Here is a 12,438-nt window from a genome sequence, read left to right as displayed (position 1 = left end):
TCAGAGCGTCTCGGGCACCGGGCGACGCCTGCTGCGGGCCGACTTGAACAGGCCCGCGGCGGCCACCGCGAAGCCGACCGGCATCAGCGCGCTGACCAGATAGACCGCGGTCGGCAGCGCGTCGGCGCCGATCAGCAGCGGTGTCACGGTGGCGAGCGTGGCGATCGTCCCGATGGCGAATAGCACCGCGCCGATGCGGACGAGCCGATCGCCGGGGCCTGCGGATGCGTTGTACACACGCCCAGGGTAGATGCCCCGATCCGGCCCCGATGCGCCCGGGGCGGTATCCCGATGTCCGGCCGAGAACGCGACCATTAGCCTGGTCGAGTGAACGGGGTCACTACGCGTTCCTGCTCGGATTCGATGTGTGCGCCCCACCCAGCCTGGTAAATGCTCGTAAAAGTCCCGACGAAGCCGTCCCGACACGATCGAGGTCTCCCGTGCCCACCGGCAAGGTCAAGTGGTTCGACACCGAGAAGGGCTTCGGGTTTTTGTCCCGGGACGACGGGGGCGACGTGTTCGTGCACGCGTCGGCGCTGCCGCAGGGCCTGGACACGCTCAAGCCGGGCACCCGGGTCGAGTTCGGCATCGTCGAGGGGCGACGGGGCGAACAGGCCCTCTCGCTCCGGGTCCTGGACCCGCGTCCCTCGGTCGTCGCCGCGAGTCGCAAGAAGCCCGACGAGATGAGTTCGATCATCCAGGACCTGCTCAAGGTCCTCGAAGGCGTCGACAAGACCCTCGAACGCGGCCGCTACCCCGACAAGCGCGCGACCACGAAGGTCGCCGAACTGCTGCGGGCCGTCGCCGACGAACTCGACACGTGAGCACCGCCTGACGGCGGCGCGGGACACCCCGCCCGACGGCCGGTGCGGTGCCCTCGAACACCGGACGGGCCGGATGGTGCCGGGCGGGCCCGGGCGGCCCGTCCGGCGTGCTCGGGGCCGTCCGGCGCCCGCCGGGTCAGGGAAGTTTCAGGGCGTCGGCCGGCACGGGCGGGACCAGGCCCTCGGCGGCGGCTCGGGTCAGCAGGTGGGTCACTGCCGCGTGGCCGGATTCGCCCAGGTCCCGGGTGAACTCGTTGACGTACAGGGCGATGTGCCGGTCGGCGACGTCCGGGTCCATCTCCTGGGCGTGTGCGAGGACGTAGGCGCGTGACGCGGCCGGATTCGCCCAGGCGTGTTCGACCGACGCGCGGGCGGCGGCGGCCAGGGCGGGCAGGTCCAGCGAGCGTTTCGCGATGATCGCGCCGAGCGGGATCGGCAGCCCGGTGTCCGACTCCCACCAGTCGCCCATGTCGGCCAGGCAGGTCAGCCCGTAGCGCGCGTAGGTGAAGCGGGCCTCGTGGATCACCAGGCCCGCGTCCACGAGGCCGTCGCGCACCGCGGGCATGATCTCGTCGAACGGCAGCACCCGGATCTCGCCGACGCCGCCGGGCACGTTGCCCGCCGCCCACAACCGGAACAGCAGGTAGGCGGTGGAGCGTTCGCTCGGCACCGCGACCACCTTGCCCGCCAGAGCCGCCGGCGTGCTCGCGCCCAGGCTCAGCACGAGCGGGCCGCAGCCGCGGCCGAGCGCGCCGCCGCAGGGCAGCAGCGCGTATTCGTCCAGGACCCACGGGAGCGCCGCGTAGGAGACCTTCAGCAGGTCCAGTTCGCCGCGTTCGGCCAGGCCGTTGGTGATGTCGATGTCGGCGTAACGCACGTCCACCGGCGGCGCGTCGGCGAGCAGGCCGTGCGTCCAGGCGTGGAAGACGAACGTGTCGTTCGGGCACGGCGAGTAGGCCAGCGACAGGGTCATCGGGTCGGGCTCCCTTCGAGCGCGGCGAAGGCCGAGGTGAGGGCGCGCAGTGCGTCGGGGATGCGCCACGCCGCGCGGTCGCGCGGGCCCACGGCGTTGGAGATGGTGCGCAGTTCGAGCATCGGCACGTCGAACGCGGCGGCGGCGGTGGCCACTCCGAAGCCCTCCATGCCCTCGACCGCGGCGTCCGGGTGCCATTCGGCCAACTCGGCGGCGCGCGCGGCGGTGCCGGTCACGGTGGACACGGTGAGGGCGAGTCCGGTGACGAGCGGGATGTCGGCCGCCCGCAACGCGTCACCCACGTGGGTGATCAGCCCCGGATCCGCGTCGAACGCGCCCGTCCCGAAGCCCAGTTCCTCGATCGGCACGAACCCGTCGGCGGTCTGCGCACCCAGGTCGGCGGCCACCACCCGGGTGGCCAACACCGTCGAGCCGACCGGCGCCCGGCCCGAAAAGCCGCCGCCGATACCGGCGTTGATCACCAGGTCGTAGGCACCACGCGCGAGCGCCGCGGCCGTCCCGGCGGCAGCGGCGGCCGGACCCGCACCGACGGCGAGCACCTCCGGACCGGGAGTGCGCCACGAACGCGAACCGCCGAGCACGGCGTCGCGCTCGGCGGCCACGGCGGTGATCACCAGAATGGGCAAGAGCTACTTCTTCTTGACCTTGAACGACCAGATGCCCCGGTAGCCCTCTTTGCCGTCCGGCTGCACGACCTGGACCAGGATCGGCTCGTCGCCCTTCTCCGGCGCCCCGTACTTCAGCCGAATGTCGGAGTAGTAGGTGGTCTTGATCGCCGACGCGGTCTGCGGCTTGCCGTCGAACAGGAGCAGCCAACCCTTGTCGGCGATCTTCTTGTCCACGCCCACCGAGAAGCTGCCGCCCTCGTCGACCGAGATGGTCTTGAGCTTCGTCTTGTTCAGGCACTCCGACACCTTGGCGTCGTCGAGCGTGCCACCGTCCTTGTAGCACTCCGCCTCGGAGTGGACCGACGTGGTCCCGGTGACCAGGGTCACCAACGGGGTGGGCTTGTCGATGTTGCAACCCGTCAGGGCGAGCGCGCCCAGGACGGCGGCGCCGGCGAGCGCGGCAGGGCGGCGAGTCTTCATGATCGGAAGATTACCGGGCGGCCCGCAGCCGGACGCCGGGGGACCGCTTGCGACGCGCCCGGCGAGTCGTCAGTTTGCGACCGACGATCACCAGCGCCAGGGTCAGCACGCCCGCCGCGACGCTCATCCCCAGCGTGCCGTTCAGGGGCAGCGCGATGCCGATGCCGCCGCCGATCACCCAGGCCACCTGGAGCGCGGTCTCGGTGCGGGCGAAGGCGGAAGTACGCACCGCCTCGGGGATGTCGCGCTGGATCATCGCGTCCAACGAGAGCTTGCCCAGCGCCTGGGCGAGACCGGCGACCGCCGCCACCGCGAGCACGGTGACCAGGCTGTACATCACCGCCGCCCAGGCCGCGCAGGTCGCGGACACCAGCAGCACGCCGACGATGATCGCCTCCGGCGCACGGGACTTGAGCCAGGCCCCGAGCGCGGTGCCGACCGCGTTGCCGACCGCGGCGGCCACCACCACCGCGATGGTGGCCTGGGTCGCGGACAGGTCGGCCACCGGGTGCTGGCGCATCAGGAAGCCGAGGAACATGATCAGGAAGCCGGAGAAGCCGCGCATCGCCGCGTTCGCCCACAACGCCTGGACCACGGACGGGCCCACACTGCGCAGCCGCCGCGAGGTCTTGACCCGGACCGGCTTGCGACCGGGCTCGCGCTCGGTCGACGCCTCGGGTTCGGACGCCGGCTCGGCGCCGCCCCCGTCCCGGCCGGTCCGCAGCTTGGTCAGCGACACCTTGCGCTTGTGGTCGACGCCGGGCGCCTCGGCGGTGAAGGAGGCCCGGTCCTCGCCCTCGGCCGAGTCGACCTTGGCGGGCAGGGTGAGTGCCAGGACCGCGCCGAAGGTGAACACGACACACGCGCCGTACAGGATCCCGGGCGTGCCGAACGCGTACTTGAGGCCGCCCGCGACCGGTGCCGCGCCCATCGTGCCGATCAGGCCGAACAGCGTGATCCGCGAGTTCGCCTTGACCAGCGAGACCGATCGCGGCTGGAGCCGGGGCACCACCGCGCTGCGGCTGACCCCGTACACCTTGGAGGAGACCAGCACGCCGAACGCGGCCGGATACAGCTCCAGCCCGCCGTCGTTCACCGAACCGGCCATCAGCCAGCACAGCCCCACCCGGACCAGCATCGCCATCGCCATCGCGACGCGCCGACCGCGGCGCATCCGGTCCAGGATCGGACCGAGCACCGGGGCGAGCAGCGCGAACGGCGCGAGGGTGATCAGCAGGTACATCGCGACCCGGTCGCGCGCCTCGCCGGTGGGCACCGAGAAGAACACGGTCGTGGCCAGCGCCATGGTCACCAACGCGTCGCCCGCGTTGTTGATCAGATGCAGCTCGATCAGCTTGGCGAGACCGCTTTCTCCGGCCCCCTTGGCCCGGGCCGCGCCGCGCAGTCTGCCGAAGCCGCCGGTGAACAGTCCGCCGAACCAACCCAGCGCGCGCCGCGCCGGACCTCGGTTCCTGGGGTACGACCCGCGGGTCGAACTCGGCGCCCGAATGGTGCGCCGTGATGCGGTGGTGGTCTTGGAGGCTGCCACGCCGGGATCCTGCCCTCGCTCCCTCGGATGATGCGGTCGCGACACGCCAGGAAGGGCTCGCTCCGCGCGCCCGTTCGGGAATCGGACGTGTTTTGAGGGTATCGGCGGTGGAGACCTTCGACGCGTGAGAGAGAATCACTCTCGTGAGTGCCGCGACCCGTAGTCGAACCCCGGACCGCCTCTGCGCCGAGGCGGTTGATCTTGCCTTCGCTGCCGCCGAGGAAGCCGCAGGTCAGGACTCCGTCGGCGAGCATCTGGGTGTTCAGGTGGATGGTGATCGCCTGGTCACCCACCTGTTCGCGTGCCGCGAGTCCGCCTACCACGGCTGGCGGTGGGCGGTGACCGTTGCCCGTGCGCCCCGCGCCAAGCTGGTGACCGTGGACGAAACCGTCCTCGTCCCGGGACCCGAGGCGCTGCTGGCGCCTGCCTGGGTGCCGTGGAACGAGCGCCTTCGTCCCGGCGACCTCGGCGTGGGCGACCTGTTGCCCACCGACGCCGACGACCCCCGTCTCGAATTCGGTTACACCGGAGCGGACGAGACAGAGGAGGAACTGACCGAACCGATCGCGTTCGGTCCCAAGGCGGTCGCGTACGAGCTGGGACAGGGGCGCGCACGCGTCCTGTCGCCGGTCGGCCGCGATCTGGCCGCAGACCGTTGGGACGAGCACTTCGGCCGGGCCACGCCCATGGCCCAGGCCGCCCCGGCGCACTGCACGAGTTGTGGCTTCCTGGTCAAGGTCGGCGGCCCGCTCGGGCAGGCGTTCGGAGTGTGCGCCAACGAGTACTCGCCCGCCGACGGCCGGATGGTCTCGCTGGCGTACGGCTGCGGCGGCCACTCGGAAGCGGCGGTCATGCCCGCCGCGACGCCCGCCGCCGAGCTGTCCCTGGACGAATACCGGATCGAGACCGTGCGGATCCGCCCGGTGGAGAGTCCGGTGGACGAGGACGGCATGCAGCCCGGCGAGGACCAACTGGGCCACTCCTGATCGATCCCGTGCCCGTGTGCGCGACCTCGCGCGACACGCCCGACGTCCTCGAATCCGCCCACCCGACCGACACGCCGAAGCCGCCACCGAACCGGTGGCGGCTTCGGGTCGTTTCGGGCTCGGATCAGCGTGCGGTGCCGCGGAAACCGACCGGGCCCTCACCCGGGAACTGCGCGGAGCCCTGGAAGCGCGCGCCGTCGTCGAAGAAGGTGATCGTCGCGTTGCCCTGCGGGCCGGACCAGGAAAGCTGGGTGCCGGTCGCCGGGCGCGCCTTGTCCGGAACCACGGCGTTGCGACTCTGTACCACGACGGCGAGGTCGGCGTCGTCGTGCCAGGCGGCGTCCGGGCCGCCCCACTGGATCTGTGTGCGATAGGTAGCCACGTTGTCTCCCCTTCCGTAGCCGAGCGGGGTTTCCCCCACCGCCGTGTCTACTCCCGTGTCCGCGGGTCTCGCCACACGAACGGACAGGCTCGCATGTGAGGGTTTTGTGTGGGTTGATCCACTGCCGTCCATCCGGTGGGATCGCCGGGAAGCCGTGTGACCGGAAACGCAATAGGGTTCCGGCCACATCCGCGAACGAGGGACGGCGCACGGTATGGGCATCGACGACCGCTTTGGCACCGCTTCGCTTCGGCGAGCCGTACTGGACGCGTGGGCCGCGTCGCCCGCGCGTTTCCGGGAGGACGCGAACGCCGAGGAGGAACTCGCCCTCGGCGGCTACCGCGACCGCCTGGTGGTCGAACTCGCGCAGAACGCCGCCGACGCGGCGGCCCGCGCGGGGGTGCCGGGCCGGCTGCGGCTGACCCTGCGCGACGGCGTGCTGGTCGCGGCCAACACCGGCGACCCGCTGCACGCCCAGGGCGTCGAGGCGTTGTCCACGCTGCGCGCCTCCGCCAAGCGCGACGACGGGCCCGAGGCGGTCGGCCGGTTCGGGGTCGGCTTCGCCGCGGTGCTCGCGGTCACCGACGAGCCGTGCGTGCTCTCGCGCACCGGCGGCGTGCGCTGGTCCCTCCAGGAGGCCCGCGACCTGGTCGCCGAACAGGCTCGGAACAACGCCGGACTGACCGACGAGCTGGCCCGGCGCGACGGCGGTGTGCCGGTGCTGCGGCTGCCGATGCCGGCCGAGGGCACGCCGCCCGAGGACTACGACACCTGCGTGGTGCTGCCGCTGCGCGACGGCGCCGCCGCGGATCTGGCCGCCCGGCTGCTCGCCGAGATCGACGACGCGTTGCTGCTCACCCTGCGCCGGCTCGGCGAGATCGTGATCGAGACCGCGGACGGCGTGCGGACGCTGACCTGTCGGGCCGAGGGCGGTGCCCTCGTGGTGACCGACAACGGCGTGACGACCCGCTGGCGGGTCGGTGAGGACGGCGGCGCGCTGGCGCCCGAACTGCTCGCCGATCGGCCCACAGAGGAGCGCCGGCGGGCCGCCTGGTCGGTGTTGTGGGCGGTCCCGCTGGACGCCGTCGACCAGCCGCGCCGGCCCGACGTACGGCCCGTCGTGCACGCCCCCACGCCCACCGACGAGCCGCTCGGGCTGCCCGCGCTGCTCGTCGCGTCCTTCCCGCTCGACCCGACCCGCCGACACACCGCGCCCGGCCCGCTGCGCGACTTCCTGATCGAGCGCGCCGCCGAGACCTACGCCACGCTGCTGGGCACCTGGCCGACCAGTACGACCGGCATCCTGAGCCTGGTGCCCGGCCCGACCGCCGAGGGCGAGCTGGACGGGTTGTTGCGGCATCGGGTGCTGGCCCGACTCGCCGACACCGCGTTCCTGCCCGCCGCCGCGCCCGCCTCCGAGGCCGAGCCGGACGACCCGGACGCGCTGCTGCTCGATCGGGGCACCGCCGCGCGCGACCGGGACCTGCTGCGTCCGCGCGACGCGGTGCTGATCGAGACGGCGGGCCCGGGCCTGGTCGACGCGCTGGCACCGGTGGTGGCCGGGCTGCTGCCCGCGGGGCTGGATCGCAGCGCGGCCCTGCGGGTGCTGGGGGTGCGTCGGTTGCCGCTGGCCGAAGTGGTCGACCAGTTGGCCGGCATGGATCGGGAGCCGGCCTGGTGGCGGGCCCTGTACGACGCGTTCGACCCGGCCGCCCGGGACGCGCTGGGCGCGCTGCCGGTGCCGCTCGCGGACGGCCGGATCGTGCGCGGGCCGCGCGGGATCCTGCTGCCCGGTCCGGACAGCCCCGACCCGGCCGCGCTCGACGTGCTCCGGCTGCGCGTCGCCCACCCGGACGCGACCCACCCGCTCCTGGAACGGCTGGGCGCGATCCGGGCCACCCCGAGGGCGGTGCTCGCGGACCCGGCGGTGCGCGCGGCGGTGGCCGACAGCGAGGACGGCGACGACATCGCCGACGCGATCCTGGAACTGGTCCGGGCCGCCCGGATCGGCCCCGGCGACGAGCCCTGGTTGTCCGCGCTGCTGCTGCCGGACGCGGACGGCGACGCGGTCCCGGCCGGCGAACTGATGTTGCCCGGCAGCCGGATCGCCGCGGTGGTCGAGCCGGACGCGCTCGGCGTCGTCTACCCGGACCTGGTCGAGCGCTGGGGCGAGGACGTGCTGGAGGCGGTCGGCGTGCTCGGCACCTTCGGCCTGGTCCGGGAGGACGACGTGGTCCTGGACCACGACGGCTGCGATCACGACCTGGACGCCGAGGACGACTGGCTCGACGACGTGCTCGACCACATGCCGGACGACGGGGTGCCGCCGGTGCTGGCGACCTTCGTCGCGGTGCGCGACCTGGACCTGGTCGCGGACGACGCCTGGGACGAGGCGCTGGAGGTGATCGCCACGCCGCCGCTGCGCAGCGCGGTGACCGAGCCGGCGCACGTCCTGCTGCCGGACGGCGGCACGGCCCGGGTGCCCTCCTACACCTCGTGGTGGCTGCGCGGACATCCGGTGCTGGACGGCCGGCGGCCGGCGGGGCTGCTCGCCGCCGACGGGGACCGGCTGCTGCACGGGCTCTACGACGAGGTCCGGGCGAGCCTGGATCCGGTCTTCCTGACGGCCCTGGGCGTGCGTACGACGCTCGCGGCGCTGCTGGCCGACCCGGACGGCCCGGACGAACTTCTGGAGCGTCTGGCGGACCCGGAGCGGCCCGTGACGCGCGACCAGTTGCGGGCGCTGTACACCGCGCTCGCCGACGTCGCACCGGAGCGGTTGTCCGCGCCGGCCGAACTGCGCGGCGTCTCGGGTGGGCGGATGACCGTCGCCGACGTGGCCGACGCGCTGGTGGGCGACGCGCCGGACCTGGCGGCCTTGGTCGCGGACGACGCGGCGCACGTGGTGCTGCCGGTGCGTCCGGATCGTGCCGAGGCGCTGGCCGACCTGCTCGACGTACCGCTGCTGTCCGAGACGATCCCGGGCAAGGTGCTCTCCGAGGGCACGCTGCACGAGGTGCCGGAGGACGTGCTGGCCGCGATGCCGGACGCGCCGAAGGAGTACTACGAGCACGAGGAGCTGATCGTCTCCGGCCCGAACGAGAGCGAACTCGACGCGGACTGGCGCTACGTCGACGGCCGGGTGCACGCCACCACCTTCGAGGGCGTCGCGCGCGGCCTGGCCTGGGCGGCGGGCGAGTGGCACCGCCGCTTCGAGGTCGAACAACTGCTGACCCACCCCGAGAACGCGGACCACTTCGCGACGGAACGCGACTTCGACGGGGTGTGAGCGGGCCTCGGTACGTCGGGGGCGATGGGGGCGCCGGGGCTCAGGCCGCGGTGTCCCCGTCGTTTTCGGGGTGTTCGGAGTTCTCGGGGCGCTCGGGGTACTCGGTGCTCTTGGAACGCTCGGTGTCCTTGGTGTTCTTGGGGTGCTCGGTGTCCTCGGTGTTTCGGTGGGCCAGCCAACCCGAGACGTGCCAGCCGACTTCGAGGAGGGCGGCGGCGACCAGGGCGATGCCGACCGCGGTGCCGTTGTTGCCCTGGTGCTGGGGATACAGGGCGAAGAAGTCGGCCACGAACGGGACGTAGAGCGCGATCAGGAAGAGTGCCACCATGGCCGCGATCAGGGCGATCCGCCACCACGTGTAGGGGCGGGCGACGATCGCCAGGATCCAGGTCGCGACCAGGAACAGGGTGATCACCGCGGTGGTGCGGTCCTGGTCGAGGTTCGAGCCGTGGTTGAGGTGGGCCAGCCAGTAGGACAGGAAGGTGGCCAGCGCGGCGACCACGCCGCCGGGGATCGCGAAGCGCAGGACGCGCGGCACGAAGCCGGAGCGGGCCCGTTCGGTGTTCGGGGCGAGGGCGAGGAAGAACGCGGGCACGCCGATGGTGAGCGAGCCGATCAGGGTGAGGTGGCGGGGCAGGAACGGGAAGACCACACTCGCGACGCCGGTGAGCAGCGACAACAGCAGTGCGTAGACGGTCTTGGTCAGGAACAGGTTCGCGACCCGCTCGATGTTGCCGATCACCCGGCGGCCCTCGGCCACCACCGAGGGCAGCGTGGCGAAGCTGTTGTCCAGGAGCACGATCTGCGCGACCGCGCGGCTCGCGCCGCTGCCCGCGCCCATCGCGACGCCGATGTCGGCGTCCTTGAGCGCGAGCACGTCGTTGACGCCGTCGCCGGTCATCGCGACCGTGTGGTCGCGGGCCTGGAGCGCGGCCACCATCGCCCGCTTCTGCTGCGGGGTGACCCGGCCGAACACGGTGTCGTCCTCCAGCGCTCGACCGAGTTCGGTCGGGTCCTGGGGCAACCGGCGGGCGTCCACCGCGTGTTCGGCGCCCGCGAGGCCGAGCTTGGCGGCCACCGCGCCGACCGAGAGCGCGTTGTCGCCGGAGATCACCTTGGTCGCCACCCCCTGATCGGCGAAGTAGCGCAGCGTTGCCGCGGCGTCAGGGCGCAGCCGCTGTTGCAGCACCACCAGCGCGGCGGGACGGGCCCGGCCGCCCGCCTCGTCGGTCAGCGCGTCGGCGGTCGCCAACAGGAGCACCCGCAGCCCCCGCGCGCCGAGTTCGTCCACCTGCGCGAGCACCGGGTGGCCCTCGGGGAGCAGCACATCGGGCGCGCCGAGCAGCCAGGTCCCGTGCCCGGCGAAGCTTGCGCCGCTCCACTTGCGGGCCGAGGAGAACGCGGCGACGTCGGTGACCGGCCAGTCCGGCGGCGCCGGGTAGGCGTCCACGATCGCCTGCAGGCTGGCGTTCGGCCGCGGGTCGGAGGTGCCCAGGGCGCCCAGCGCCGCGTCGACGGGCAGGGTGTCGTCGAGCGGGCGCGTCTCGGCCACGTCCATGCCGCCCTCGGTGAGCGTGCCGGTCTTGTCCAGGCAGACCACGTCGACCCGGGCCAGGCCCTCGATCGCGGGCAGTTCCTGGACCAGGCACTGTTTGCGACCCAGCCGCACCACGCCGACCGCGAACGCGACCGAGGTGAGCAACATCAGGCCCTCGGGCACCATGGTGACCAGGCCCGCGACCATGCCGCGCAGCGCGTTGGGCAGGCCGTCGTGGGTGCGGAGCTGACTGATGATCAGCAGGATGCCCACCGGGATCATCAACCACGTCACGTAGGTGAGGATGCGATCCAGGCCGCGGCGCAGTTCCGAGTCGACCAGGGTGAATCGGCCGGCCTCCTCGGCGAGTTCGGCGGCGTAGGCGTCGCGGCCGACCCTGCCCGCCCGGAAGGCGCCGTTGCCGGCGGCCACGAAGCTGCCGGACATCACCTGGTCGCCGACCTTCTTGTGGACCGGATCGGTCTCGCCGGTGAGCAGCGATTCGTCGAGTTCGAGCGCGTCCGCCTCGACCACCACGCCGTCCACCAGGACCTGTTCGCCCGCGCCGAGTTCGCAGACGTCGTCCAGGACGAGATCGCGTGCGGACAATTCGGCGGTGTGCCCGTCCCGGCGCACCCGGGGCTTGGCCTCGCCGACCACCGCCAGCGCGTCCAGGGTGTGCTTGGCACGCAGCTCCTGGATGATGCCGATCGCGGTGTTGGCCACGATGACCAGGCCGAACAGGCCGTCCTGGATCGGGCCGACGATCAGGATCACCACGAACAGGGTGCCGATGATCGCGTTGAACCTGGTGAGGACGTTGCCCCGGACGATCGCCGAGGTGCTGCGGCTGGACCGGGCCGGCACGTCGTTGACGCGACCGTCCGCGACGCGTTCGGCGACCTGGGCGGCGGTCAGGCCGGGGAGGGTGGCGGGGGCTTCGAGCATGCCCTGACGCTACGTTAGGAAATGGGCTTGATGTCGGATTTTGTATTGTTTGCGATTGCGGTTCGTCGGTCGCGGCTCGTTGCCTGTGGTTGGTGGCTCGTGGTTTGTGGCCTGTGGTGGGGTTGCGGTCAGTCGTCGTTCTGGAGTCGGCGGCAGTACCAGAGACCGAACAGGCCCAGGCCGGAGCCGGCCAGCGCGCACCACGGCCACCACTCCCGGTCCTCGGCGAGCGAGTCGCGCATGAACCACGCGACCACGAACAGGGCGAACCAGATCAGGCTGCCGACGGCGACGAGCTTGATGATGTCGCCCTCGTGCGGAGGGGGCGCGGGGCGCATGCCGGTGTCCGTGTCGGGGGGCTCGGTGTCGTGAGGCTCGGTGGGGCGGGGCTCGGCGGATCGGGGCCGGTCGGGCTCGGCAGGCTCGTCGACGACGGCGGCGAATTCGGCGGTTCCGCCCATGAGGGCCGGATCGGTGGCCGGGTCGTAGGCGCTCGCGCCGTAGGTGGGCACGGGGTGTTCCCCGGAGTACGGCACGGAGTGTTCCCCGGAGGAGTACGGCTCGGGTTGATCCCCGGAGGAGTACTGCACGGGGTGTTCCCCGGACGAGTACGGCTCGTACTCGGCGGGCTCGTACGCGGGCGATGGGTATTCGGTCGGGTCGTAGCCCGTGGGCGGGTACTCGTCCGCCGCCTCGTCGGACGTGTACTCACCGCCGCCGAGCGGGCTGGTGTCCGGGCGCGGTGCGCCCGTGTCGTCCGGATCCGGCGAGGTGCGCCGTCGTTTCCCGCTCCCGTGCCTGCTCACGAAACCTAGGCTACTTGGCCGCCTGTGCCGGTCCC

At 72.5% G+C, this 12,438-nt stretch carries 10 protein-coding genes and 1 pseudogene; 3 read left to right on the top strand and 8 right to left on the bottom strand.

The genetic code is table 11. The annotated features are described in order from the left end of the window. The gene (locus ABZ374_RS29165; RefSeq protein WP_360316375.1) at positions 1–237 is read right to left on the bottom strand and encodes a hypothetical protein; all 237 of its coding nucleotides are present in this window, start codon (positions 235–237) and stop codon (positions 1–3) included. A 203-nt stretch (positions 238–440) separates the two neighbouring features. Here ABZ374_RS29165 and ABZ374_RS29160 point away from each other — a divergent pair. Continuing rightward, positions 441–626: pseudogene (locus ABZ374_RS29160) on the top strand (cold-shock protein); the annotation flags it as partial. 334 nt (positions 627–960) lie between these two features. Here ABZ374_RS29160 and ABZ374_RS29155 read toward each other — a convergent pair. From ABZ374_RS29155 to ABZ374_RS29140, 4 genes are read right to left on the bottom strand one after another with little or no spacing between them, the layout of a single operon-like run. After that, the gene (locus ABZ374_RS29155; protein WP_360316372.1) at positions 961–1,797 is read right to left on the bottom strand and encodes a 1,4-dihydroxy-6-naphthoate synthase; all 837 of its coding nucleotides are present in this window, start codon (positions 1,795–1,797) and stop codon (positions 961–963) included. Beyond that, positions 1,794–2,444, bottom strand: a complete 651-nt coding sequence (locus ABZ374_RS29150) for a futalosine hydrolase (RefSeq protein WP_360316369.1) — start codon at positions 2,442–2,444, stop codon at positions 1,794–1,796. The genes ABZ374_RS29155 and ABZ374_RS29150 overlap by 4 nt, the downstream gene beginning before the upstream one ends. Before the next feature lie 3 nt (positions 2,445–2,447). After that, positions 2,448–2,906, bottom strand: coding sequence for a DUF2771 domain-containing protein (locus tag ABZ374_RS29145; protein WP_360316366.1), 459 nt, complete (start codon positions 2,904–2,906; stop codon positions 2,448–2,450). A 10-nt stretch (positions 2,907–2,916) separates the two neighbouring features. Beyond that, positions 2,917–4,353, bottom strand: coding sequence for an MFS transporter (locus ABZ374_RS29140; RefSeq protein WP_360316508.1), 1,437 nt, complete (start codon positions 4,351–4,353; stop codon positions 2,917–2,919). 236 nt (positions 4,354–4,589) lie between these two features. Here ABZ374_RS29140 and ABZ374_RS29135 point away from each other — a divergent pair, with 236 nt between their 5' ends. Beyond that, complete coding sequence (locus ABZ374_RS29135; protein ID WP_360316505.1) at positions 4,590–5,441, top strand: DUF3027 domain-containing protein; 852 nt, start codon at positions 4,590–4,592, stop codon at positions 5,439–5,441. Between the two features lie 124 nt (positions 5,442–5,565). Here the strand turns inward: ABZ374_RS29135 and ABZ374_RS29130 are convergent, their stop codons facing one another. Continuing rightward, complete coding sequence (locus ABZ374_RS29130) at positions 5,566–5,823, bottom strand: hypothetical protein (RefSeq protein WP_360316363.1); 258 nt, start codon at positions 5,821–5,823, stop codon at positions 5,566–5,568. Positions 5,824–6,037: 214 nt separating this feature from the next. Here ABZ374_RS29130 and ABZ374_RS29125 point away from each other — a divergent pair, with 214 nt between their 5' ends. After that, positions 6,038–9,112 (top strand): molecular chaperone Hsp90, encoded by a 3,075-nt coding sequence (locus tag ABZ374_RS29125; protein WP_360316360.1) that lies wholly within the window; start codon positions 6,038–6,040, stop codon positions 9,110–9,112. A 40-nt stretch (positions 9,113–9,152) separates the two neighbouring features. Here ABZ374_RS29125 and ABZ374_RS29120 read toward each other — a convergent pair whose 3' ends face one another. Next, positions 9,153–11,597, bottom strand: a complete 2,445-nt coding sequence (locus tag ABZ374_RS29120) for a cation-translocating P-type ATPase (RefSeq protein WP_360316357.1) — start codon at positions 11,595–11,597, stop codon at positions 9,153–9,155. A 128-nt stretch (positions 11,598–11,725) separates the two neighbouring features. After that, positions 11,726–12,403, bottom strand: coding sequence for a DUF2530 domain-containing protein (locus ABZ374_RS29115; protein ID WP_360316354.1), 678 nt, complete (start codon positions 12,401–12,403; stop codon positions 11,726–11,728). Between the last annotated feature and the right edge of the window lie 35 nt (positions 12,404–12,438).

It is taken from the genome of Embleya sp. NPDC005971, from assembly GCF_040629175.1.
Taxonomy (GTDB): domain Bacteria; phylum Actinomycetota; class Actinomycetes; order Streptomycetales; family Streptomycetaceae; genus Embleya.
The sequence above is the reverse complement of the archived record's forward strand: the minus strand, read 5'-3'. Positions and strand labels throughout refer to the sequence as shown.